This is a genomic window from Yersinia sp. SCPM-O-B-9106 (C-191) (genome assembly GCF_026183365.1).
GTDB lineage: Bacteria > Pseudomonadota > Gammaproteobacteria > Enterobacterales > Enterobacteriaceae > Yersinia > Yersinia rochesterensis.
In genome coordinates this window covers 2,670,186-2,694,846 of sequence record NZ_CP110791.1, presented here as the reverse complement: position 1 = coordinate 2,694,846, position 24,661 = coordinate 2,670,186, and the positions used below count along the sequence as shown (strand labels likewise).

The window sequence follows — 24,661 nt, the reverse complement described above, 5'->3', positions numbered from 1 at the left end:
TATTACCCTCATTGGTGTTATTCGGACACCTGCCACTGCCGCCAATAATTTTTTTGGAACTATTGTTGAGAGTTTGGTGTCGTCTGTGTCTGAACGCAGTGTTCCATTCACGAGGGTTATAATCCAGACCGAAAATGCTACCAATTACCTGAATATGTTTCATAGGGATACCATGTGTTACAAAATGTAAATTTCAGGGAACTTTGTGACTTAGATCGAACTTTAAAAAATGACAAAAGCCAGCAGGGCTGGCTTTTATTTATACAAAAACACTTTTTTTCTCAATGACGAACTTAGAAACTGGCATTTCTCGGCGTGCGTGGGAATGGAATTACATCACGAACGTTTTGAACTCCTGTCACATAGGAGATCAAACGCTCAAACCCAAGGCCAAAACCTGAATGTGGCACAGTGCCATAGCGACGCAGATCACGATACCACCAATAATCTTCTTTATTGAGGCCCATCTCTGCCAAACGTGCATCCAACACATCTAAACGCTCTTCACGTTGTGAACCACCGATAATTTCACCAATGCCAGGGGCGAGGACATCCATCGCTGCCACGGTTTTACCATCTTCATTCATCCGCATATAGAAAGCTTTGATATCTTTCGGATAGTTTTTGACCACCACTGGCGCTTTAAAGTGTTGCTCAGCTAAATAACGCTCATGCTCAGAAGACAAATCAATGCCCCAAGAGACATCGTTTTCAAATTTCTGACCTGATGCCAATAAAATCTCAATAGCATCGGTGTAGTCAACCTGAGCAAAGTCAGAAGTGACAAAACGCTGTAAGCGATCGACAGCATCTTTATCGACACGCTCGGCAAAGAACTTCATATCATCAGCGCGTTCGTTCAATACCGCTTGGAAAACGTATTTCAACATTTTCTCGGCCAAAGCGGCGACATCATCCAATGAGGCGAAAGCTACTTCAGGTTCTACCATCCAGAATTCGGCTAAATGGCGGCTGGTATTGGAGTTTTCAGCACGGAAAGTCGGGCCGAAAGTGTAAACTTTGGATAATGCGCTAGCGTAGGTTTCACCGTTTAGCTGGCCGGATACCGTAAGGAAAGCTTCTTTACCGAAGAAATCCTCACTGAAATCAACAGCGCCAGTATCAGTGCGCGGCAGATTTTCCAGGTCTAATGTGGAAACACGGAACATTTCACCGGCACCTTCAGTATCGGAAGCGGTGATAAGTGGGGTTGAAACCCAGAAATAACCGTTCTCATCGAAGAAACGGTGAATGGCTTGTGCCAAAGTATGACGAACGCGAGCAACTGCGCCGATCAGGTTAGTCCGCGGGCGCAAGTGAGCGACTTCACGCAAGTATTCGATACTATGACGTTTTGCTGCCATTGGATAAGTATCGGGGTCATCAACCCAACCGACTACTTTGATAGCGGTGGCCTGAATTTCAAAACTTTGCCCTTCACCGGGTGACGCCACCACGGTGCCAGTCACTTCTACTGAGCAGCCAGTAGTTAAATGCAGTACTTCGTCCTGATAATTAGGCAAAGTATTATTCACGACGGCCTGTAACGGGTCAAAGCAGGAACCGTCATAAACGGCAACGAAGGAGATACCCGCTTTAGAATCTCTCCGGGTACGCACCCAACCGCGTACGGTGACTTCACTGTCAACCGCAGCACGGCCTTGCAGTACGTCGACTACAGGCACTACGCTCATAGATTTCTCTCTTTAATAGTTTTGATAAATAGTTAACAACCCAACAAAATGGGGATATTGCTATGTTACTTGCGACGGTGCAGGACACAAGTAGAAATCACCAGTTCAGTGCAACATTTCTATAAATAAAGACGACATAAACTGAGAAATGATTGAATCGCGGAATACGGAAGAGTAAAGAGGGGGCAAAAAACGCAAGTCTGGCTAGGGCCGGGCGAGCATTTGCCGCCCGACAATCAGGTATTAACTGGCTTTCTTGACCAAAGGAAGGGCGAATGCTTCACGCAATTCATCAACAAAAGCCGGGTCATGACAAATGGTTTTTCCCGGGCTATCGGAGAGTTTCGCCACCGGTTTGCCGTTACACTCCACCAGCTTAATGACAATATTCAGTGGCTTGATGCCGGGAATATCACAGGTTAAACGCGTCCCAATACCGAATACCAATTTAATCCGTTGGTAAAAATGTCGGTACAGCGACAGTGCTTTTTCCAAGTCTAAATTATCCGAGAACACCAATGTTTTGCTCATTGGGTCAATACCCAGCTTTTCATAATGGGCGATAGCTTTTTCACCCCATTCGACTGGGTCACCGGAGTCATGGCGTAATCCCTGATAGCGAATAGCGAATGTTTCATCAAAATCACGCAGGAATGCATCCATAGTAATACAGTCTGTTAATGCTACTCCAAGTTGGTTTGGATACTCATCTAACCAGACTTGCAATGCTACGCGCTGGCTGTTGGCCAGAACTGGGCTAATTTGTTGGTGGGCCTGGAACCATTCATGAGCCTGAGTTCCAACCGGAGCTAAAGACAACTTCCGTGCTAAATCATAGTTACTAGTGCCGACAAAGTAGGAAAACTCATCTTTTAATTCACTGACAATGGCGTGCTGAACCTCGCGGGAAAAACGGCGCCGCGTACCAAAATCCATTAACTTGAAGTGAGTTATGTCGATATCAGCACTCAGCGCTTTAAATTGCTGAAGTTTGCTGCGCAACTGTGTAATCGCCTGGTCAGCAGTGACAAGCTCGGAGCGGCGGCGATGGACAATCTCACTGATTACCGCTAATAGCGGCACTTCCCACAGAATTGTTTCGCACCATAACCCGGTAATCCGAATGTCTAATTTGCCACCATTATCAGATACGCTGACTTGTTCGGGATTAAAACGAAAGCTATGTAACCAATTTAAATAATCATTTTTAAAAAAGGGTAAGCCGGAGAGATAGAGATACTCATCATCGCTCAGTGTTAATTGGCTCATCAATGTTATCTGATGGCGGATTTCGTCGGCATATTCGCCCAGCAGCTCATCACCACGGCAGCGGAATTCAGCGGCAACGGTAATATGGCGATAACGATGGAACACTGCTTGTTGCATATGAAGCTTATAAGCATCCGTATCAAGCAATGAAGTCAAAATCGGTGAGGCGTCTTGGGTCATGGCGCTGTATAGCATCCTCGTAGGAGCATTTTCCACAGTATGAATGTCGCGGAAGTATACCGGTATTATCCTGTTATTGAAGCCTCATCACACCATAAATGCTAATCAGAGGTCTAGGATTAAACGTGCCATTAGCGATGAAAAAGGTTTTTTGCTAAATGTTCAATCCAATTAAGGTCAGTTTTTTAGCTATTTAGATAATAAAGAGAAAGTTGTATTAAAATAGTAGGGTTATTCACTGAATATAATATCCGCAATAATATTGCACATATTCTGAGTGATTCTTAAACAGTTAGGCAGTTTTTACCCTAGATAACGTCTACCCGAGGTTTTATCTGGGCTCAATGCAATAAGACAATAACCTTGCGAAGCGGCTCGAAAAAGTGGCATTCAATGCTTTATTTGCCTCAATAGCACTGGCTCTCACCTAGGTTTTTTTCACAATTGTGATACATTGAAAAGACTATCTGAGTCCAGGATGAAGTCACTGATAGCGGTGCTTTGAACCTGATTTTATGAGCCAAAACGGCCATAAATATAGACTTGATAATCATATTCACTGATGACGTCAAAAGGGTTTCTATGACACAACAGCCGCAAGCTAAATACCGTCACGATTACAAATCACCGGATTACACTATTACCGATATCGACCTAGACTTTGCCCTCGATGCGCAAAAGACGACGGTAACGGCGGTGAGTAAGGTAAAACGTCAGGCAGCAGACGCGACGCCGTTGGTTTTGGATGGTGAAGATTTAACGCTCATCAGTATCAACGTTGATGGGCAAGCATGGCCCCATTACCATTTACAGGAAAATTCACTGGTTATTGAGCAATTACCCGCGAATTTTACACTGACTATCGTGAATGATATTCATCCGGCGACCAACAGTGCACTTGAAGGGTTATATCTTTCTGGTAATGCATTATGCACACAATGTGAAGCCGAAGGTTTCCGCCACATTACCTATTATTTGGATCGCCCTGACGTGTTGGCGCGTTTTACCACCCGCATCGTCGCGGATAAATCACTTTATCCTTATTTGCTCTCCAACGGGAATCGTGTGGGGCAAGGAGAGCTGGATAATGGTCGGCATTGGGTTAAATGGGAAGACCCATTTCCGAAACCTTGCTACCTGTTTGCCTTGGTCGCGGGCGATTTTGATGTCTTGCGAGATAAGTTTATAACGCGCTCAGGCCGTGAAGTTGCATTAGAGCTTTTTGTTGATCGCGGTAATTTGGATCGTGCTGACTGGGCAATGACCTCATTGAAGAACTCCATGAAATGGGATGAAACCCGTTTTGGCCTGGAATATGACCTCGACATCTATATGATTGTGGCGGTTGATTTCTTCAATATGGGTGCTATGGAAAATAAAGGGTTGAATGTATTCAACTCAAAATATGTTCTGGCAAAAGCAGAAACGGCGACAGATAAAGACTATCTGAACATTGAAGCCGTTATCGGTCATGAATATTTCCATAACTGGACAGGTAACCGAGTTACTTGCCGTGATTGGTTCCAATTAAGCTTGAAAGAAGGGTTAACGGTATTCCGTGATCAAGAATTCAGTTCCGATTTGGGCTCACGCTCGGTTAATCGTATTGAAAACGTCCGTGTGATGCGTTCGGCGCAATTTGCTGAAGATGCCAGTCCAATGGCTCATGCGATTCGTCCAGATAAAGTCATCGAGATGAACAATTTCTACACCTTGACGGTGTACGAGAAAGGGTCAGAAGTCATCCGGATGATGCATACTTTACTGGGGGAACAACAGTTCCAAGCGGGTATGCAACTCTATTTCGAACGCCATGATGGCAGTGCGGCGACCTGTGATGATTTCGTACAGGCAATGGAAGATGCATCTAATGTCGACTTGTCTTTATTCCGCCGCTGGTATAGTCAATCGGGTACACCGATACTGACGGTAGGTGATGATTATGATGCTGAAAATCAGCAATATCATCTGCATGTTAGTCAGAAAACATTGCCAACCGCCGATCAGCCGGAAAAACTGCCATTACATATCCCATTGGATATTGAGCTTTATGACAGTAAAGGCAATGTGATTGCGTTGCAGAGAAATGGTTTGCCGGTTCATCATGTTCTGAATGTCACAGAAGCCGAGCAAACCTTTACTTTTGATAATGTTGAACACCCCCCCATTCCGTCTCTATTGCGTGAATTTTCCGCGCCAGTCAAACTGGATTACACCTACAGTGACCAGCAACTGACTTTCTTGATGCAGCATGCGCGTAATGAATTCTCGCGCTGGGATGCGGCACAAAGTTTGCTGGCAACTTATATCAAGCTCAATGTTGCTAAATACCAGCAAAAACAGCCGTTGAGTTTACCTAATCATGTGGCTGATGCTTTCCGCGCAATATTGCTTGATGAAAATCTTGATCCTGCTTTAGCAGCACAGATCCTGACATTGCCATCAGAAAATGAAATTGCAGAGTTGTTCACCACTATCGATCCGCAAGCTATCAGTGCGGTGCATGAAGCCATTACCCGTTGTCTGGCAAATGAACTGTCTGATGAATTATTGGCTGTCTATGTGGCGAATATCACCCCTGAATATCGTATTGAACACACTGATATCGCCAAGCGGGCATTGCGCAATATTTGTCTGAGTTACCTGGCCTTTGCGGATGAAGAATTTGCCAACAAGCTTGTTTCTTCCCAATATCATCAGGCAGATAATATGACTGATTCGCTGGCGGCGCTGGCAGCCGCTGTTGCTGCACAGTTACCTTGTCGCGATGAGTTACTGGCGGCCTTTGATGTACGCTGGAATCATGATGGTTTGGTGATGGATAAATGGTTTGCTCTGCAAGCAACCAGCCCAGCGGTTGATGTTCTGGCGCAAGTGCGCGGTTTACTTACACACCCCGCCTTTAGTTTGAGTAATCCAAACCGTACTCGCTCGCTCATTGGTAGTTTTGCTTCCGGCAACCCAGCAGCATTCCATGCCACTGACGGCAGCGGTTATCAATTCTTGGTAGAAATACTCAGTGATTTGAATACCCGAAATCCACAGGTTGCTGCTCGTTTGATTGAGCCATTGATTCGTTTGAAGCGCTATGATTCAGGGCGTCAAACTCTGATGCGTCAGGCCCTGGAACAATTGAAAACATTGGATAATTTATCTGGTGACTTATACGAGAAGATAACCAAAGCATTAGCGGCATAAGTCGGTTATTTGCAAAAGTAAATAATTTGTGAAAGTTATTGTTTAAATAGATAGAGGGCATAACGGCCCTCTATTTTTTATCCTTACAATTGTTAACACCAGAGTAACATCAGAGAGCAAGGTCTTTGCATGGCTTTACTTCGCAAACGTTTACTTTCCTGAAAGATGAATTTACCATTCCAGCATCAAAGGCTAGTCACCGCCCGCTCAGGAGATTACATGTATTATCCACTTGTCAAAAAAGCACTTTTTCAGCTTGATCCAGAACGTGCACACGAACTCACTTTTCGCCAGTTAAAACGCGTTACCGGCACACCACTTCAATTCTTGATTCGGCAATCAGTGCCAACCAAACCAGTAAGCTGCATGGGGCTGTCATTCAAAAATCCATTAGGCTTAGCTGCGGGTTTGGATAAAGATGGCGAGTGTATTGATGCTCTGGGCGCGATGGGGTTTGGTTTTATTGAAGTCGGGACAGTAACACCACGACCACAGTCTGGAAATGATAAACCAAGATTGTTTAGAGTCGTCGAGGCCGAAGGTTTGATCAACCGCATGGGATTTAATAATCACGGGGTTGATAACTTAATTGAAAACGTTAAGAAATCACATTTCGGCGGTATTTTAGGTATTAATATCGGCAAGAATAAAGATACGCCGGTAGAGCAAGGTAAAGAAGATTACTTGATTTGCATGGATAAAATTTATCCTTATGCCGGTTATATTGCGATTAATATTTCATCGCCTAATACCCCAGGATTACGATCTTTGCAGTATGGTGAAGCACTGGATGATTTGTTGGCAGCAATTAAAAATAAACAAACTGAATTACATCAGCGGCATCATAAGTATGTTCCTGTCGCAGTTAAGATCGCGCCGGATCTTACTGAAGAGGAATTGATCCAAATAGCGGATAGTTTGGTTCGCCATAATATAGATGGTGTTATTGCTACTAATACCACATTAGATCGTTCTCTTATTCAGGGTTTAAATTATTGCGAACAAGCTGGTGGATTAAGTGGCCGTCCATTGCAATTACGCAGCACTGAAGTGATTCGCCGTTTGTCGCAAGAGCTACAAGGTCGGTTACCTATTATCGGCGTCGGTGGAATTGACTCGGTCATTGCTGCGCGGGAAAAAATGGCTGCGGGTGCTTCATTGATTCAAATTTATTCCGGATTTATCTTCCGTGGGCCAAGTTTGATTAAGAATATCATTACTCATATCTAATTATTTATCTTCTTTACTTGTCTGGGGGTTTATTTATTCCCCCAGCTCGTCTATATTTTATCCCTATAGATTAAATATACATCAAAAGCCTTATATGATTTAGTGCAATTAGATGGGTGAGAGCTCAGTTATTGAGTCAATAATGTTGGCGAGCCTGGCGGGAAGGATAAAATATGCGGATTAAACCAGACGATAAATGGCGTTGGTATTTTGATATCGAACATGACAGGCTCATGTTGGATTTAGCCAATGGTATGATATTTCGGTCGCGGTTCCCATCTAAGATGTTAACTCCTGACGCCTTTGATGAATCTGCATTTTGCGTTGATGATGCCGCACTTTATTTTGAATTCGAAGATCAATGCCGCCAAATTAAAATGGGCCATGAGCAACGCTCAGAATTAATATTAAATGCTTTAGTTGCATTTCGTTTTCTAAAACCATTAATGCCCAAAAGCTGGTATTTTGCACAACAGCCTAAAACGTGGGTACCACAGAATGCGGCGCTGGCCACAGTAAAAGTATTGGATAGCAGTGAAGAGATTAGTTTGTTAGTAGTTGAATCCGGTGACACCGCCAGTTTGTGTTTATTAGCACAGCCCCAAGTTGTATTAGCTGGCCGTCAGTTGGCATTGGGTGACGCGATAAAAATAATGAATGACCGTTTGTTACCATTAGTGATTCAAGAGGTTTACACCACGACGGCCTATGACCGAGCAGTATAATCTCTTGATACTCGTCATACTTCAAGCTGCATGTGTGTTGGCTGCTCTCACTCACCCGAGTCATTGACTGGCGTCAACTCATCGGGATTCATTCGATTACCGCCTTCCTGCAACTCGAATTATCTAGAGTATATACTCGTCATACTTCAAGCTGCATGTGTGTTGGCTGCTCTCGTTATTCGTCCCGTCCATGGGCTGCCCTTCTGCGAGTCGCATTCCAATATGCTCCCGGCCGATTTGTATCTTATTTACCGCTAAGAGTAATATTTCCTTTGGGTATGCAACTGCAACAAAGTATCGTCCCGTCATTGCCAATAGCACTTTGTTTTAACGGTGCGACATCACCATCGACTAAGGTAATTCTGCAACTACCACATATTCCTGCTCGGCAAGAGTAAGGAATACGAATATTTTGTTGTTCCAGTTGTTCCAATAATACTTGCTGATTATTACCGTTAAAGCGAATGCCATTATATTCAATGGATACGGCTTTGGATTGATCTTGCGGTGCGCTAAGACTTTCAACTACCGCGCCAGCGGCATAGGGGCGCAGTGGCTTGGTTGACAGAATTTCCACTTCGTCCCCAACTCGAATAATACCACTGTTTCTGGCCACCATATTTTGACCAAAATCGATATCACCATTCTCGGCAGTTCGGAATGTCTGTAGTGTTTGTAATGGCTCGCCCGTTGGATGTTTGCGACCGCGCTCAACACTGACGGTGGTTAATACGCAGCGGCTGCATGGCTTAACCAAATCAAAAGTAATATCGCCCACTCGGATAACCTGCCAACTGTCTTCAGCAAATGCACTCGCGCCGGTCACGACTAAATTGGGGCGGAACTGTTCCAGCTTAATACTGCCGGGGCAGCGTTGCTGTAATTCTTTAAACGAGGCTTCATTAATCAGTAGATAAGGGAAGCCATCGGCAAATGATAGCGGAATTTCCGGCATGGGTTTTACCCGCCGGGTGAGTTCCGGCCCCAGCCAGCGTAATTGTACTTCTCGCTGAAAATAGCCGCTGAGCCAGTTGTTGATAGCCGCAGGGGCAATGAGCGCGGTAAAATGATTTCCCCAAACTTCAGTCGGTTCGGCATTGGCTAAAAAATCATTAAAGCGGATACTGGCACTCTCGCCATCAGGGGCAGTGAGATATAAGCCGTCTGACATTAAGGCGGGGGTAAACATCACCATCTTTGGATATTGGCGCGCAGTAATAAAAGTGCCATCCGGTTCGGTAATCATAAATACGCGGTCAAAGGCCAATCCGCTGCTGCTGACTTGAGCATGAGAAAGCTGCAAACCACGCATGGATTTTACCGGATGAACATAGAGTCGGGAGAGGGTAATCACCATTGCCTCCGTGCGAGTATTAAATAAGAGGGAGCAACTTTATGACAAGCTGCTGGGATTAGCTATAATGCGCAACAATTTTCTTTTTGGTGATAGTGCGATATGAACTCTCTGTTTGCCAGCACGGCGCGTGGACTGGAAGAACTGTTAAAAAGCGAACTCGAAGCGCTGGGCGCTCACGACTGTAAAATAGTACAGGGTGGGGTACATTTTCAGGGCGACGATCGGCTCATGTACCAAAGCCTGTTGTGGAGTCGCCTGGCTTCGCGCATTTTGTTACCGCTTAACGATTTTAAAGTTTACAGTGACTTAGACTTGTACCTTGGGGTGCAGGCGATTGATTGGCCATCAATTTTTGGTGTGGATAAAACCTTTGCCGTGCATTTTAGCGGTGTGAATGACGAAATCCGCAATAGCCAGTACGGGGCATTAAAAGTTAAAGATGCCATCGTCGATAGCTTTACCCGTAAACTGGATCAGCGCCCAACCGTGGCTAAACAGCAGCCGGATATCCGGGTGAATGTGTTCCTGCAACGGGATATGGCCAGTGTTGCGCTGGATCTCAGCGGCGAAGGGCTACATCAGCGCGGTTATCGTGATCTGACCGGTCAGGCACCGCTGAAAGAAAACCTGGCAGCGGCCATTATCCAACGTTCTGGCTGGCAGTCGGGCACTCCGATGGTCGATCCGATGTGTGGTTCTGGTACTTTGCTGATTGAAGCCGCCATGATGGCTTCAGATCGCGCCCCAGGGTTGCACCGAGCGCATTGGGGTTTTACCGCCTGGAATGCTTTTAACGAAGAGCTGTGGCGTGAATTGACCACTGAAGCGCAAGTTCGTGCGCGCCGTGGTTTGCAAGAGACAACCTCCCGCTTCTTTGGTTCTGATATTGACCGCCGCGTTATCGAGATGGCTCGGGCCAATGCCCGCCGCGCTGGGGTAGCAGAACTGATAACCTTTAATGCCAATGATGTCAGTAAGCTGGTGAATCCATTACCTGAAGGGCCTGTGGGGACGGTTATCAGTAACCCGCCTTATGGTGAGCGCCTGGAAAGCGAACCGGCATTGATTGCGTTGCACAATATGCTGGGCCGCATTATGAAAAGCGCCTTCGGTGGCTGGCGTTTATCCCTGTTCAGTGCCTCGCCGGAACTGCTGAGTTGCTTGCAATTGCGCGCCGAACGCGAATTCAAAGCGAAGAATGGCCCATTGGATTGCGTGCAGAAAAATTACCAATTAGCAGCCAATCCACAGGGAGCTGCGGGTGTTCAGGTCGCTGAGGATTATGCCAACCGTCTGCGTAAGAATGTGAAAAAACTGGATAAATGGGCTAAACAGCAGGGCATTGAATGCTATCGCTTGTATGATGCCGATTTGCCGGATTATAACGTGGCTGTTGACCGCTATGACAGCAAAGTCGTAGTGCAAGAGTATGCGCCGCCGAAAACCATTGATGCACAAAAAGCGCGTCAGCGCCTGTTTGATGTGATTAATGCGACTTTGGCGGTGCTGAATCTGCCATCCAACCAGTTGGTGTTGAAAACACGTGAACGCCAGAAAGGCAAAAACCAATACGAGAAATTGGCGCAGAAAGGCGAGTTCCTGCTGGTGAGTGAATATAATGCCAAGCTATGGGTTAACCTGACTGATTACCTTGATACTGGCCTGTTCCTTGACCACCGCATTGCTCGTCAGATGCTGGGCAAAATGAGTCAGGGTAAAGATTTTCTTAACCTGTTTGCTTATACCGGTACTGCCAGTGTCCATGCCGGGCTGGGCGGCGCGCGCAGTACCACGACGGTTGATATGTCGCGGACTTATCTGGAGTGGGCTGAGAAGAACCTACGGGCCAATGGTTTAACTGGCCAGCAACACCGCCTTATTCAGGCTGATTGCCTCTCTTGGCTAAGTAACACCGATGAGCAATTCGATGTGATCTTTATTGATCCACCGACATTCTCCAACTCTAAGCGAATGGAGACCACCTTTGATGTTCAGCGCGATCATTTAGTGCTGATGAAAGAACTTAAACGGTTACTGCGCCGTAAGGGAACAATCATGTTCTCGAACAATAAGCGCGGTTTCCAGATGGATTTGGACGGGATAAAAGCGTTGGGATTGGAAGCGAAAGAAATCACCGCACAAACACAATCTGAAGACTTTGCCCGCAATCGTCAAATCCACAACTGTTGGCTGGTTACCCACAGCCACGAGGAAAAGTAGAAACTATGTCGTTAATTAGCATGTCCGGTGCTTGGCTGTCGTTCAGCGATGCACCTTTATTAGATAATACTGAATTGCATATTGAGCCAAACGAGCGTGTTTGTCTGGTGGGCCGTAATGGCGCGGGCAAATCTACCTTGCTGAAAATTCTGAGCAAAGAAATTGCATTGGATGATGGCCGGATAACTTATGAGCAGGATTTGATTGTCGCACGTCTGCAACAAGATCCTCCGCGCAATGTAGCCGGAACCGTGTTTGATTTTGTTGCTGAAGGCGTACAAGAACAAGCCGAGCATCTGAAAGCTTATCATGCCACCCTGCATCAGGTTGAACTTGACCCGAGCGAAAAAAACCTTAATCGCCTGGCGGCATTGCAGGAAATTCTGGACCATCAGGGGCTATGGCAATTAGACAGCCGTATTCAGGAAGTATTGGTTCAACTGGGTTTATCAGCCGATGCGGAGCTTTCATCTCTGTCCGGTGGTTGGTTGCGTAAAGCGGCATTAGGTCGCGCTCTGGTCAGTTCACCAAAAGTGCTGCTGCTGGATGAACCGACTAACCATTTGGATATCGAAACCATTAACTGGCTGGAAGGTTTCCTGAAAGATTTTCAGGGCAGCATTGTCTTTATTTCCCATGACCGCTCCTTTATTCGTGCGATGGCAACACGTATTGTTGACTTGGACCGCGGCAAATTGGTGTCATGGCCGGGTAATTACGAACTGTATCTTGCCAGCAAAGAAGAGGCACTGCGGGTTGAAGAGCTGCAAAATGCTGAATTTGACCGCAAATTAGCGCAAGAGGAAGTGTGGATTCGCCAAGGAATCAAAGCACGACGTACCCGTAATGAGGGCCGTGTTCGCGCCCTGAAAGCGCTGCGGATGGAGCGTTCAGAGCGTCGTGAAGTGATGGGCACCGCCAAGATGCAAGTAGAAGAAACTGTGCGTTCGGGCAAAATTGTCTTTGATCTGGAAAATGTTAACTATCAGGTTGATGGCAAAGTGTTGGTGAAAGATTTCACCGCACAAGTACAGCGTGGCGACAAAATCGCGCTGGTGGGGCCGAATGGTTGTGGTAAAACCACCTTACTGAAACTGATGCTCGGTCAGCTTAAAGCCGACAGCGGTAAAGTGCATTGCGGAACCAAATTGGAAGTGGCCTATTTTGACCAGCATCGTGCAGAGCTTGATCCAGAGCGCACGGTGATGGATAACCTGGCCGAAGGTAAGCAGGAAGTGATGGTCAATGGCCGTTCACGCCATGTTCTGGGCTATCTGCAAGACTTCTTGTTCCACCCGAAACGCGCCATGACCCCCGTGAAAGCGTTGTCTGGTGGTGAGCGTAACCGCCTGTTATTGGCTAAGTTATTCCTTAAGCCAAGCAACTTGCTGATCCTCGATGAACCGACCAACGATCTGGATGTGGAAACACTGGAACTGTTGGAAGAAATGGTTGATAGCTATCAGGGCACCGTATTGCTGGTTAGCCATGATCGTCAATTCGTGGATAACTCAGTAACAGAGTGCTGGATTTTTGAAGGTAATGGTCAAATCAGTAGCTTTGTGGGCGGTTATTATGATGCTCACCAGCAGCGCGCTGAGGCAAAACCTATTCGTCAAGTGGCGGCAAAAGTTGAAGAAACCAAAGCGGCTGCACCGGTGAAAAACACGGCCCCGGCAGCAAAACGCCCCGGCAAACTGAGCTATAACTTGCAGCGCGAGCTGGATCAGTTACCGCAGCAGCTAGAAAAACTGGAAAATGAAATCAGTAGCTTACAGGCCGAGGTCAGCCATGCAGATTTCTTCTCCCGTCCGCATGCAGAGACGCAACAGGTTTTGCAAGCATTAGCTGATGCCGAACAGGCACTAGAAGTTGCATTTAGCCGCTGGGAAGAGCTGGAAGCTCAGAAAAACGGCTAAATGGTGTTTCGCCGCTCAATTAAATGATGTGCTATACGATAGTATGCCTATTGTTATATTAGTATCGTGACAATGTGATACTTAATATACCCAATAGATTTCAATGTGCAGGAAGGCGGCAAGCGAGAGAACCCCGATGAGCTTACATCAGTAAGTGATTCGGGTGACGAGAACAGCCAACACACCTGCGCGTTGAAAGATAAAGGGATAGACAGTTCAGCCGTGAGGGATTCGATATTGTGTTCTGTAATTCAGCCTGAGCACGGCGAGCACTCTGGGCAATCAGGGGACGTCATCCTGTGCCGGCAGTGCGATATGTCAGTGGCCTTACCCCCTTTGCCATACGGCACCAAAGCGGTATGTCCGCGCTGTAAAACCACACTGACTGCGCGGTGGGATGAACCACGTAAGCGCCCGGTGGGTTATGCTATCAGCGCATTGTTTATGTTATTGCTGGCTAATATGTTTCCCTTCGTCAACATGCGTGTGGCGGGGATCACCAGCGAAATAACGTTGATCCAAATACCCAAAGTGATGGTGGCAGATAACTATGCCAGCATGGCAACGTTATTTATGGTTCTGGTTCAATTGATACCCGCTTTCTGCATGGTGGCTATCATCCTGCTTTGTCTGCGGGTGCGCATGCCGCACCGGTGGAAAGCACTGATGGCAAAAGCATTATTCCAATTTAAAACCTGGTGCATGGTGGAGATTTTCCTCGCCGGCGTGCTGGTCAGTTTTGTCAAACTGATGGCCTATGGTGAAATCGGCATCGGCAGCAGCTTTGTCCCTTATTGTTTATTCTGCTTATTACAAGTGCGCGCTTTCCAATGTGTTGACCGCCATTGGATGTGGCAAGATATTGCCCCCGCACCGGCGTTACCTCACCCACTTATTGCGGGCCGAACGGGCTTACGCCAAGGTCTGCGTTCTTGCTCGTGCTGCACTGCAATCTTGCCGCAAGCTCAGGTGGAATGTCCGCGTTGTCATACTCATGGTTATATCCGTCGCCGCAATAGCTTACAGTGGACTATGGCATTATTAGTCACGTCTATCTTGTTGTATATTCCAGCCAACTTAATGCCCATTATGATCACCGAAAGTTTGGGGAACCAGATGAACTCCACCATCATGGCGGGGGTGGTTTTCTTGTGGAGCGAAGGTTCATATCCAGTGGCGTTGGTGATTTTTATTGCCAGTATTATGGTGCCATCATTAAAAATGTTGGCGATCGGTTGGTTATGTTGGGATGCAAAAGGCAAAGGTAATACCGACACCGAACGGATGCATTTTATTTATGAAATAGTGGAGTTTGTTGGTCGCTGGTCAATGATTGATGTCTTTGTTATCGCGGTGCTGTCGTCATTGGTGCGTATCGGGCAACTGATGAGTATCTATCCGGCGATTGGTGCGCTGCTATTTGCCATGGTGGTTATCCTGACCATGTTTGCTGCATTAACCTTCGATCCGCGTTTAACTTGGGATCGGATAAGTGAAACAACCCAAAAGGAGCCGCAAGGTGACGGACAATAATCCCAGCCAGGGTGTGGCGGAAATTGAAAAAATCAAGCGCTGGTCCCCGGTGTGGATCATCCCCATTGTCACTGCGCTGATTGGCGCATGGATACTGTTTTATCATTTTAGCCATCAGGGGCCACAGGTGGTGATGACCACTTTGAATGCTGAGGGTATTGAAGCCGGTAAAACAAAAATAAAGAGCCGCAGCGTGGATGTTGGCATTGTTGAGCAGGTCACTCTGAGTGAAGATCTTAACCATGTTATCGTGCAGGCGCGGTTAAATTCCGGCATGAATACCTTGTTGCACAGTGACACGGTTTTCTGGGTGGTCAAGCCGCAGATTGGTCGTGAGGGGGTTTCTGGTCTGGGAACTTTGCTTTCAGGGGCCTACATTGAGTTACAACCTGGTAGCAAAGGTAAGGCACTTAATGAGTTCACCTTGCTCGATTCCCCGCCATTGGCCTCACCGGATGCTAAAGGGATTCGTATTACACTCGATAGCGAACGAGCCGGGCAGTTGAATGCAGGTGATCCGGTCTTATTCCGTGGCTATCGCGTCGGTTCAGTGGAAACTAGCACCTTTGATGCTAAATCACGCCTGATGCGTTATCAGTTATTTATTGGTGCGCCTTATGACGGTTTGGTCACTAGCAATGTCCGGTTCTGGAAAGATAGTGGCGTAGCGGTCGACCTCTCCTCACAGGGGATGCGGGTTGAAATGGCATCGCTGGCGACTTTGCTCAGTGGCGGAGTCAGCTTTGATGTGCCAGAGGGTGTGGATTTGGGTAAACCAATCACACAAGATAAGGCTGAGTTCAAACTGTTTGATAACCGCAGTAGCATCCAGAACTCGCTGTACACCGAACATGAAGATTTCTTATTATTCTTCTCCGATTCTGTGCGAGGTTTGCAGGCGGGAGCACCAGTTGAATTCCGTGGTATTCGTATCGGTACTGTCGGGGATGTTCCTTTCTTCGCCGAAGGGATGAGACAGCGCGTTGATAATGACTTCCGTATTCCGGTGCTAATCCGCATTGAGCCAGGCCGTTTCCGCGAGGACTTAGGCCCGGATGCCAATTTTGAGCAAATCTTGAAAACCGCCAAAGAACGCGGTCTGCGTGCATCTTTGAAATCAGGTAACTTGTTGACTGGCGCACTGTTTGTCGATCTGGATTTCTATCCAGATGCCAAACCGTGGAAAGGGCCAATGGAAGTGGCGGGCTATCCGTTGTTGCCAACTGTCAGTGGTGGCTTGGCGCAAATTCAGCAAAAAGTGATGCAAACGTTGGATAAGGTTAATAATCTGCCGTTGGATCCTATGGTCAAAGAAGTCACCAAAACACTGGCTGAAAGCCAAAAAACCATGCGTGAAACTCAGAAAACCTTGGAATCATTGACCGCGATTACCTCCAGCCCGGCGATGCAAGATCTGCCCAAAGATCTGCAAAAGACCTTGAATGAGTTGAATCGCAGTATGAAAGGTTTCCAGCCAGGTTCACCCGCCTACAATAAAATGGTGGGTGATATGCAGCGGTTAGATCAGGTCTTGCGTGAATTACAACCAGTATTGCGTACGCTGAATGAAAAGAGTAATGCACTGGTATTTGAAGCGGCAGGAAGTCAGGACCCTCAGCCTAAGAAGGCCAAAAAATGATGAAATGGATGGCAGTTATCGCAGCGCTATTACTCAGTGCATGCAGCAGCACACCGAGCAAAACCTATTATCAGCTACCGGCACTCAGTGCGCCTGCAACCGCGACTAGCAGTGTGGCATCGCGGCAATTGTGGGTTGAACATGTGGGAGTCGCGGATTATCTGGCGGCGGCGGGTGTGGTGTATCAAACCAACGATGTGCAGTATGTGATTGCCAGCAACAACCTTTGGGCCAGCCCATTGGACCAGCAATTGCAGCAAACGCTGGTCACTAATCTGAGCAGTGCGCTGCCGGGCTGGTTGGTGTCTTCACAACCACTTGATAGCGATCAGGATGTCCTCAATGTCACTGTCACCGGGTTCCACGGCCGTTATGATGGCCGAGCTATCATCCGTGGCGTGTGGATACTCAAACATCAGCGGCAGCTGATTAAGCAGCCGTTCGATTTAGAGATCAAACAAAGTGACGATGGTTATGATGCACTGATCCGTACTTTGGCCGAGGGTTGGCAGCAGGAAGCCAAGACAATTGCGGCGCAGTTACAAAACGCTCAGTAATATTTTATCTTAAATAAATCTAACCCTCTTTCGGTAGTCATACTTATATGATGCCGGAAGAGGGTTTTTTATTTAAAATCAATCAGATAACATTCATTGTTTCAAATCAATCACTTAGCCAATTCAGTGTGCATAGTTCACAAATATGATATTGGCGTGAATTTTGCGCATTGCTTTTCTGTTTCCTAAGGTCTATCACTTAATTGTGGCTGAACATAAATTAGCCACTGTTTTCTTTCCACCAGACCGAAATATGAGGGAAACGAGGCATGAAGAGACAGAAAAGAGATCGCTTGGAAAGGGCATTGTCACGAGGCTATCAAGCAGGTATTTCAGGGCGTTCAAGAGAAATTTGCCCCTATCAAGCTTTAGACGCCAGATCGCATTGGTTAGGAGGTTGGCGACAAGCCATGGAGGACAGGGCTGTGACCGCTTAAGCGGCTCTCTGTCAGACTAAGGGATAACCTCCGCTTTATGTGTATATTGCGGAGGTTGTTGTTTTTACTCTTTGTCTTTGGCACCGCAGCGTTGTTGGCTGCTCTCGTGCACCCGAATCATTGACTGGCGTCAACTCATCGGGATTTACTCGTTTGCCGCCTTGCTGCAACACCAATGACTTTGAGTAACACTCTCGTTGTTGCTTGGCACCACAGCGTTGTTGGCTGCTCTCGTGCACCCGAATCATTGACTGGCGTCAACTCATCGGGATTTACTCGTTTGCCGCCTTGCTGCAACACCAATGACTTTGAGTAACACTCTCGTTGTTGCTTGGCACCGTAGCGTTGTTGGCTGCTCTCGTGCACCTGGGCTATTCAGCCCAGCGCTTCAGTAGGATGCTGGCATTCACACCACCAAAACCAAAACCATTTGACAGTGCATAGGTCATTTCATGAGGCTGTGCTTGACCTGCAATTACATTCAGCCCTTGAGCCGCTGGATCCAGATTTTCCAGATTAAGTGTTGCCGGCACGATTTGGTCACGTAATGCTAGCACGGTGAAGATAGTTTCCAACCCGCCAGCAGCACCTAGCAAGTGGCCAGTGGCCGATTTTGTTGAGGTTACCGCTAGTGTATTACCCTCACCAAACAAGTGCTTAATGGCATTGATTTCACCCAAATCGCCTACCGGCGTTGAGGTTGCATGAGCATTGAGATGCTGAACCTGTGCAGGAGTTATTCCCGCCTGACGTAATGCAATTTTCATTGCACGATATGCACCGTCACCGTCTTCCGCACCCGAGGTCATATGGTAGGCATCGGCACTGGTGCCGTAGCCGACAATCTCTGCTAATGGTTTTGCGCCCCGCGCCAGAGCATGTTCCAGCTCTTCAATAATCAGCAAACCGGCACCTTCACCCATCACAAAGCCATCCCGGGCACTGTCGAATGGCCGAGAGGCTTTTTCGGGCGCATGATTAGAACCGGTTGATAATGCGCGTGCGGCCGCAAAGCCCGCCAGACTGACTTTATCAATCGCGGCTTCAGCACCACCGCACAAAGCAATATCAGCTTCATCATTGCGGATCAAACGCACTGCATCGCCGATCGCCTGAACTCCAGCTGCACAGGCAGTGACTGGCGCACCAATCGGCCCTTTGAAATGATGTTTGATGGAGACATGACCAGCGGCCAGATTCACCAGAAATGAGGGCACGGTGAAAGGGGAGAGGCGCTTTGGCCCACGGCTATCCGTGGTACGCACCGCATTGGCGATGGAAGGAAAACCGCCAATACCCGAACCAATGATAGTCGCGGTGCGCTCTTGCTTATCTTCACTATCGGCTTGCCAGCCAGCATGGGCAATGGCTTCATCTGCCGCGGCCATAGCAAACTCAATAAAACGATCCATTTTCTTTTGATCTTTCGGTGCAACAGCTTTATCAGGATCAAAGCCAGCTTCAGGATCGTCTGCAATTGTGGGAACTTGCCCACCAATCTTTGCCGGTAAATCACCTACAATTTCGTCTGGCAGAATACGGATACCCGATTTCCCGGCTAATAGACGCCGCCATACAGCGTCGATACCGCAGCCTAATGGGGAAACCACACCCATTCCTGTAATTACTACACGGCGCATATTCATTATTTTTCCTTTGGAGACTCAATTGAATGGGGGGAATACTTGGCATTGGTTGAGTTTTTCTCACGCATCAATGCCAACCGTTTATTAATTATATCGCTCCTGACCGAACCTGCCGCGAGGGTGACATCCTCTGCACAGATAGGTCGTCGAGTCGCATTGTCCAGTAATATGGGTTCGACAGGGGCACCGCTCCGGCGATCGGTGAGTATGGCTGCCGGGCCATCCGGCGCAAAATGTTGATTACCCCAATGAAACAAGGCAGCGATCACTGGGAAGAAATCATTACCACGTTCAGTCAATAAGTATTCATAGCGGGCGGGGCGAGAATGATAAAGCTGTTTCTTCAGGATGCCACTTTCCACCAAATATTTAAGGCGGCGGGTGAGGATCGTGGGTGAAAGCTGCAAACTTTGCTGAAATTCATCAAACCGTGTTAACCCCTGAAAAGCATCACGGATGATCAGTATGCTCCACCATTCGCCTACCCGTTCGAGAGAGCGCGCCACCGGGCAAGGCATATCTTGAAAGTGAGTTCTTTGCATATCACTCCTAGGATGATTTTTGTGGGCATAGAGAGCTGCCGCCAAAGCTAAACATTAGTCACTACATTTATTGTAGTGACTAATGTTTAAAAAAATGCCATTGGCATCATAATAATGGTGCAGGGGGTTAACAGCCCCTGCACCAGAAGTATTAGAAAGCAGCAGTGTCTTTAAACAGGCCCACTTTCAAGTCGGTGGCGGTATAAATGACTTTGCCATCAACTAATACTTCGCCATCAGCCACACCCATAATCAGTTTACGCATAATAATACGTTTAAAATTAATACGGTATGTCACTTTTTTGGCATCTGGCAGAACTTGCCCGGTAAATTTCACTTCACCGACACCGAGTGCGCGGCCTTTGCCTTCGCCACCCAACCAGCCAAGATAGAAACCAACCAATTGCCACATAGCATCAAGGCCCAAGCAGCCAGGCATTACCGGGTCACCAATAAAGTGGCAACCGAAGAACCATAGGTCCGGATTAATATCCAGTTCCGCTTCCACATAACCTTTGCCATAGGTGCCGCCGTCTTCTGTCATTTTGACGACACGATCCATCATTAACATATTTCCTGCTGGCAATGGTGGACCGCCAGCGCCAAACAGCTCGCCACGGCCTGATGCTTCAAGGTCTTCTTTTGTATAGGATTCGCGTTTATCTACCATGTTCTCAGTAAGCCTTATTTTAATGAAGTGCGCACAATAGCGTACACCTGTACGCTGAACAAGTCCGATCAGCCCTGGTTAAACCAGTTCAGCCAACGTAATGGCCATGGCCAACGGTGTCTGTCTTGCGGATTGACTTGTGAGATTCGTTCTTGAATTATACCCAATAAGCTAGGTTGTTGCTCATCGGCATAAACCACGCCGGTTAACAACGGTAATGCTTCTGCGGCGGTATCAACAGCCCATAAATGGAACTGGCCTTGCTGCACCGCATCAATCACTGCTTGATTCAGACATAAATGGCGGACATTAGTGGCAGGTAAAATAACCCCCTGATTACCCGTTAGCCCGCGGCGCTGACAAGCTTCGAAGAAACCTTCGATCTTTTCATTCACACCACCAATAGGCTGCACATTACCAAATTGGTCAACAGAACCTGTAACAGCGATTTGCTGATTGATCGGTTGTTGTGAAAGGGCGCTGATCAGCGCGCAAAGTTCTGCCAGTGATGCACTATCGCCATCAACTTCACCATAAGATTGTTCAAAAACAATCGAGGCGGAGAAGGGTAGTGGCTGATCAAGTTCCAGTTCTGAAATCAAGAACGCCTGCATAATCATCATGCCTTTAGCATGAATATTACCGCCTAATTCAGCTTTACGTTCCACATCAACAAATTCGCCATCGCCTAAATGGACTACACAGCTGATACGTGCTGGTTCACCAAAGGCGTAAGGATGCCCAGGATATTCCAATACTGACAGACCATTAATCTGGCCAACAACCTGACCTTCGGTTTCAATCAGAATTTGCCCAAGCTCTATTTCATCTTGCATCCGTTCAGCGAGGTAACTATTACGCCAATCACGGGCATTCAGCGCAACTTCTAGCGTATTGGCTGTGATGGTGTTCTCTTCGGCATAGAGTGCAGCCTCTGCCAGTTGGCTAGTAAGCCATTGCGGACATAAAGGCAGGCTTCCTTGATCACCGCTATAACGCACCGCTTGACGGAATAGCACCAGCCAGGCATCAGCAGATAACGAAGGTAACTGTTTCTGTTGCAACAGCGAATTGATATAACCGCACCACAATGTCATGCCATCAATATCGACCAGCGGCAGCTCGACTTCGAACTCGCCGTAAATAGCCAATTCGCCTAGTTCAGGTTCCATATCGTGGAAATCAGCCAAACCAAGACGATCGCCAACCAGAATCAAGCGCAGGTCCAGTGGCATTGAGGGGATATGTACTGGTAGAGGACGGGTTTCATCAGGCGACAACCAGTCGAAGCGCTGTTGAACTATCATCTGTTTCAGGCGCAGCCACATCAAAGGTTGAGCTTGTAATACCCGTACCGACAAGATCAATACACCGCCATTAGCTTGATGCACTAAACCGGGTTGTAGATTTATTTGATCTTTATGCCATCTGACACAACCAAACAGTTGTTCGGGTTCGACCCATTCTTGGTAGAGACAGCGTGAAACTGCCGCAAAGGGTTCGTCACCGCGTTGAGCGGGTTGCCAACTGACCTGGTGGCCATGCACGAGGTAGTCTCCGCCAAACAGTGCTGAAGCATCAGGCTGGAGCTCTTTAACAGCTTGAGCGATCAATGTCAGATACTCAGTGCTTTCCTGTGCTTTGATCAGCATAAAACGCGGACGTGACTGTGGATGACAGAATAGCGTCATGCCATTTTCGAGCCGCGGTTGAATCGCCGAAAAAGAAACAGGCTCCAACTGGGAGGCTGTAGCAAATAACGCTTCATATGGCGCTGTGTTCGGCAGCAGCGACTGCCATTCAAGTCTGTTATTGGTCAAAGTGATAGATGCAATCGTCAAAAAGGGAAAGGGCGATTATACAAGAATAAAGCAGGCTGCATATATGTAGAGTAGCAGTTGGTGGCAAGGAGTAAGATATCGGTAGTGTTTAGTACAAAAAACAATCTAATCATGTGCTTTTAGTAGGGTGAAATTCTGCGTAAAACTGTTATGCTTAAGTTAAGTTACGCGGTCACTGAAGAGTTCAGAATGAAATATCAACAACTGGAAAATCTAGAAAGTGGTTGGAAATGGACCTATTTGGTTAAAAAACACCGTGAAGGTGAAGCCATTACGCGCCATATAGAAAACAGTGCGGCTCAGGATGCTGTCGAGCAGTTGATGAAACTGGAAAGTGAACCAGTGAAAGTGTTGGAGTGGATTGATATTCACATGAATGTGCAACTGGCTAACAGGATGAAGCAGACTATCCGTGCCAGGCGTAAGCGGCATTTTAATGCGGAGCACCAACATACTCGCAAGAAATCAATCGATCTGGAGTTTTTGGTGTGGCAACGTTTGGCGGCCTTGGCAAGGCGTCGAGGCAATACTCTATCAGAGACTGTTGTTCAGTTAATTGAAGATGCTGAGCGTAAAGAGAAGTATAAGAGCCAGATGTCATCGTTGAAACAGGACTTGCAGGATATTCTCAGTAAAGACATTTGATATGACTAGGTGTAACTCAATATTAACGTAGCTAAAATACTGCAATTAAGAAAACAGGATATGACTCGATTTTTCTTAATTGCATGATAAAAAAAACCCCGCAATGCGGGGTTTTTTACGAAAGGAGTAAACTTAAGCCTGTGGCTGAGTTACAACTTCTTTGTAGCCTTTAACTTCGATCTCTACGCGACGATCTGGTGCCAGGCACTCAATCAGAGCAGCACGTGGTTTCACGTTGTCACAGGTGTTGCCTGTAACTGGGTTTGCTTGGCCTTCACCGCGAGCGGTGATTTTGTCAGCAGGGATACCTTTAGAAACCAGGTAATCACGTACGCTGTCAGCACGACGCTGAGACAGAGCTAAGTTAGGAGCTGGTTGACCGATACGGTCAGCGAAGCCCAGAACAACTACAGAACCGTCTTTAGGATCGATAGAGCTCAGCTGTGAGTACAGTTGATCCAGAGCTTGCTGGCCTTCTGCTTTCAGAGTTGACTTGTTGAAAGCGAACAACACGTCTGATTTCAGAGTGAAACGCTTAGTGTCAACAACTGGAGCTGGTGCTGGTGCTGGAGCAACTACTGGAGCTACTGCATCTTCCTGACCGAAACGGTAAGAAACACCTACGCTCAGCATGCCGTTGTCTGGACGAGCACCAACGGTAGCTTTATCACCGATGTTGCTAACCCATTGGTATTCCATACGGGTTGCCCAGTTCTTGGTCCATGCGTATTCAGCACCCAGAGCTACCAATGGAGAAACACCGGTGTCATGGTTGTTCAAACGTGTGCCAGAAGCTGCGTTAAACGCGCTGGAGTCTGCACGCCAAACCATACCACCCAGACGGGTGTACAGGTCCAGGTCCTGAGCAATTGGGTAGCTCAGTTTTGCAGCCAGTTGAACGCCTTGTGCTTTAAAGTCGCCGTTACGAACGTCGCCTTTGTAAGGCATACGGCCAAGCCAGTCGTATCCCATTTCAAAGCCCAGGTATTGGTTTGCTTGGTAACCCAAGAACGCACCAGCACCTAATTGGTCTTTATGAGTTGGACCGTCATTGCCTTGGTCGCCATAGATACCGCCAGTGCCAGTATTTTGATACTGAGACCAGCCCAGTTTGCCACCGGTGTACCAGGTGTTATCTTTCGGTGCGGCTTGCGCTACTGTAGCGAAACCAGCCAGTGCCACTGCTAATGCGATAGCTGTCTTTTTCATTTTACGCCTCGTTATCATCCAAATAGGCAATGAGCTTTAAAAGCTAAGCCCTTGGTTAAAATTCTTCGTCAAGGTTTTAACGCTCCCGTTAATTACGCTGCCAGTATAATTTGGCGTTTTAGAGCAACCTTGGCGATGTAAAGTCTACAA

19 protein-coding genes are annotated in these 24,661 nt (G+C 47.2%); 10 read left to right on the top strand and 9 right to left on the bottom strand.

Features of this window, described 5'->3' with window-relative positions:
* Nucleotides 1-293: 293 nt before the first annotated feature.
* Nucleotides 294-1,694, bottom strand: coding sequence for an asparagine--tRNA ligase (gene asnS, locus OP863_RS12470; protein WP_038632143.1), 1,401 nt, complete (start codon nucleotides 1,692-1,694; stop codon nucleotides 294-296).
* Between the two features lie 243 nt (nucleotides 1,695-1,937).
* A complete protein-coding gene (gene pncB / locus OP863_RS12465; protein ID WP_038632145.1) occupies nucleotides 1,938-3,143 on the bottom strand; it encodes a nicotinate phosphoribosyltransferase in 1,206 nt (401 codons plus the stop codon).
* A gap of 582 nt (nucleotides 3,144-3,725) precedes the next feature.
* Here pncB and pepN point away from each other — a divergent pair.
* From pepN to OP863_RS12450, 3 genes are all read left to right on the top strand, one after another.
* A complete protein-coding gene (gene pepN, locus OP863_RS12460; protein WP_265525357.1) occupies nucleotides 3,726-6,341 on the top strand; it encodes an aminopeptidase N in 2,616 nt (871 codons plus the stop codon).
* Nucleotides 6,342-6,560: 219 nt separating this feature from the next.
* On the top strand, nucleotides 6,561-7,571 hold the full coding sequence (gene pyrD, locus OP863_RS12455) for a quinone-dependent dihydroorotate dehydrogenase (protein WP_038632149.1): 1,011 nt from the start codon (nucleotides 6,561-6,563) through the stop codon (nucleotides 7,569-7,571).
* A 173-nt stretch (nucleotides 7,572-7,744) separates the two neighbouring features.
* Nucleotides 7,745-8,296 (top strand): cell division protein ZapC, encoded by a 552-nt coding sequence (locus OP863_RS12450; protein ID WP_038632151.1) that lies wholly within the window; start codon nucleotides 7,745-7,747, stop codon nucleotides 8,294-8,296.
* Nucleotides 8,297-8,540: 244 nt separating this feature from the next.
* On the opposite strand, the gene OP863_RS12445 is transcribed toward OP863_RS12450, so the two are convergent.
* Nucleotides 8,541-9,653, bottom strand: a complete 1,113-nt coding sequence (locus tag OP863_RS12445; protein ID WP_265525356.1) for a YcbX family protein — start codon at nucleotides 9,651-9,653, stop codon at nucleotides 8,541-8,543.
* A gap of 99 nt (nucleotides 9,654-9,752) precedes the next feature.
* Between OP863_RS12445 and rlmKL the strand changes: the two genes are divergently transcribed.
* The 6 genes from rlmKL to rmf all read left to right on the top strand — a co-directional run bounded on the left by rlmKL (nucleotide 9,753) and on the right by rmf (nucleotide 17,958).
* Entirely contained in the window at nucleotides 9,753-11,873 is a 2,121-nt protein-coding gene (rlmKL, locus tag OP863_RS12440) for a bifunctional 23S rRNA (guanine(2069)-N(7))-methyltransferase RlmK/23S rRNA (guanine(2445)-N(2))-methyltransferase RlmL (RefSeq protein ID WP_265525355.1), read from the top strand.
* Between the two features lie 5 nt (nucleotides 11,874-11,878).
* A complete protein-coding gene (locus OP863_RS12435) occupies nucleotides 11,879-13,792 on the top strand; it encodes an ABC transporter ATP-binding protein (RefSeq protein ID WP_145589858.1) in 1,914 nt (637 codons plus the stop codon).
* A 237-nt stretch (nucleotides 13,793-14,029) separates the two neighbouring features.
* Nucleotides 14,030-15,325, top strand: coding sequence for a membrane integrity-associated transporter subunit PqiA (pqiA, locus tag OP863_RS12430; protein ID WP_072088971.1), 1,296 nt, complete (start codon nucleotides 14,030-14,032; stop codon nucleotides 15,323-15,325).
* Entirely contained in the window at nucleotides 15,312-16,964 is a 1,653-nt protein-coding gene (gene pqiB / locus OP863_RS12425; protein WP_038632159.1) for an intermembrane transport protein PqiB, read from the top strand. The genes pqiA and pqiB overlap by 14 nt, the downstream gene beginning before the upstream one ends.
* Nucleotides 16,961-17,521 (top strand): membrane integrity-associated transporter subunit PqiC, encoded by a 561-nt coding sequence (gene pqiC, locus OP863_RS12420; protein WP_265525354.1) that lies wholly within the window; start codon nucleotides 16,961-16,963, stop codon nucleotides 17,519-17,521. The genes pqiB and pqiC overlap by 4 nt, the downstream gene beginning before the upstream one ends.
* A gap of 269 nt (nucleotides 17,522-17,790) precedes the next feature.
* Complete coding sequence (gene rmf / locus OP863_RS12415; protein ID WP_005170911.1) at nucleotides 17,791-17,958, top strand: ribosome modulation factor; 168 nt, start codon at nucleotides 17,791-17,793, stop codon at nucleotides 17,956-17,958.
* Nucleotides 17,959-18,093: 135 nt separating this feature from the next.
* On the opposite strand, the gene OP863_RS12410 is transcribed toward rmf, so the two are convergent.
* The 5 genes from OP863_RS12410 to OP863_RS12390 form a co-directional block, all read right to left on the bottom strand.
* Nucleotides 18,094-18,324, bottom strand: coding sequence for a hypothetical protein (locus tag OP863_RS12410; protein ID WP_265525353.1), 231 nt, complete (start codon nucleotides 18,322-18,324; stop codon nucleotides 18,094-18,096).
* A gap of 5 nt (nucleotides 18,325-18,329) precedes the next feature.
* Nucleotides 18,330-19,604, bottom strand: coding sequence for a beta-ketoacyl-ACP synthase II (fabF, locus tag OP863_RS12405; RefSeq protein ID WP_145591474.1), 1,275 nt, complete (start codon nucleotides 19,602-19,604; stop codon nucleotides 18,330-18,332).
* Nucleotides 19,604-20,146 (bottom strand): winged helix-turn-helix transcriptional regulator, encoded by a 543-nt coding sequence (locus tag OP863_RS12400; protein WP_145591473.1) that lies wholly within the window; start codon nucleotides 20,144-20,146, stop codon nucleotides 19,604-19,606. Before OP863_RS12400 ends, fabF begins: the two co-directional genes overlap by 1 nt.
* A 151-nt stretch (nucleotides 20,147-20,297) precedes the next feature.
* On the bottom strand, nucleotides 20,298-20,816 hold the full coding sequence (gene fabA / locus OP863_RS12395) for a bifunctional 3-hydroxydecanoyl-ACP dehydratase/trans-2-decenoyl-ACP isomerase (RefSeq protein ID WP_004873784.1): 519 nt from the start codon (nucleotides 20,814-20,816) through the stop codon (nucleotides 20,298-20,300).
* A gap of 68 nt (nucleotides 20,817-20,884) precedes the next feature.
* Entirely contained in the window at nucleotides 20,885-22,636 is a 1,752-nt protein-coding gene (locus OP863_RS12390) for a Lon protease family protein (protein WP_265525352.1), read from the bottom strand.
* A gap of 210 nt (nucleotides 22,637-22,846) precedes the next feature.
* On the opposite strand from OP863_RS12390, the gene matP reads away from it, so the two are divergent.
* Nucleotides 22,847-23,302 carry a macrodomain Ter protein MatP gene (gene matP / locus OP863_RS12385; protein WP_038632170.1) on the top strand — a complete coding sequence of 152 codons (456 nt, stop codon included), beginning with the start codon at nucleotides 22,847-22,849 and terminating at the stop codon, nucleotides 23,300-23,302.
* Between the two features lie 132 nt (nucleotides 23,303-23,434).
* Here the strand turns inward: matP and ompA are convergent, their stop codons facing one another.
* On the bottom strand, nucleotides 23,435-24,511 hold the full coding sequence (ompA, locus tag OP863_RS12380; RefSeq protein WP_038632172.1) for a porin OmpA: 1,077 nt from the start codon (nucleotides 24,509-24,511) through the stop codon (nucleotides 23,435-23,437).
* Nucleotides 24,512-24,661 lie beyond the last annotated feature (150 nt).

Excerpts from the sequence above, each read along its gene's own strand:
- asnS (WP_038632143.1), bottom strand. The coding sequence starts at position 1,694 with ATGAGCGTAGTGCCTGTAGTCGACGTACTGCAAGGCCGTGCTGCGGTT.
- pncB (WP_038632145.1), bottom strand. The coding sequence starts at position 3,143 with ATGACCCAAGACGCCTCACCGATTTTGACTTCATTGCTTGATACGGAT.
- pepN (WP_265525357.1), top strand. The coding sequence starts at position 3,726 with ATGACACAACAGCCGCAAGCTAAATACCGTCACGATTACAAATCACCG.
- pyrD (WP_038632149.1), top strand. The coding sequence starts at position 6,561 with ATGTATTATCCACTTGTCAAAAAAGCACTTTTTCAGCTTGATCCAGAA.
- OP863_RS12450 (WP_038632151.1), top strand. The coding sequence starts at position 7,745 with ATGCGGATTAAACCAGACGATAAATGGCGTTGGTATTTTGATATCGAA.
- OP863_RS12445 (WP_265525356.1), bottom strand. The coding sequence starts at position 9,653 with ATGGTGATTACCCTCTCCCGACTCTATGTTCATCCGGTAAAATCCATG.
- rlmKL (WP_265525355.1), top strand. The coding sequence starts at position 9,753 with ATGAACTCTCTGTTTGCCAGCACGGCGCGTGGACTGGAAGAACTGTTA.
- OP863_RS12435 (WP_145589858.1), top strand. The coding sequence starts at position 11,879 with ATGTCGTTAATTAGCATGTCCGGTGCTTGGCTGTCGTTCAGCGATGCA.
- pqiC (WP_265525354.1), top strand. The coding sequence starts at position 16,961 with ATGATGAAATGGATGGCAGTTATCGCAGCGCTATTACTCAGTGCATGC.
- rmf (WP_005170911.1), top strand. The coding sequence starts at position 17,791 with ATGAAGAGACAGAAAAGAGATCGCTTGGAAAGGGCATTGTCACGAGGC.
- fabF (WP_145591474.1), bottom strand. The coding sequence starts at position 19,604 with ATGAATATGCGCCGTGTAGTAATTACAGGAATGGGTGTGGTTTCCCCA.
- OP863_RS12400 (WP_145591473.1), bottom strand. The coding sequence starts at position 20,146 with ATGCAAAGAACTCACTTTCAAGATATGCCTTGCCCGGTGGCGCGCTCT.
- fabA (WP_004873784.1), bottom strand. The coding sequence starts at position 20,816 with ATGGTAGATAAACGCGAATCCTATACAAAAGAAGACCTTGAAGCATCA.
- matP (WP_038632170.1), top strand. The coding sequence starts at position 22,847 with ATGAAATATCAACAACTGGAAAATCTAGAAAGTGGTTGGAAATGGACC.
- ompA (WP_038632172.1), bottom strand. The coding sequence starts at position 24,511 with ATGAAAAAGACAGCTATCGCATTAGCAGTGGCACTGGCTGGTTTCGCT.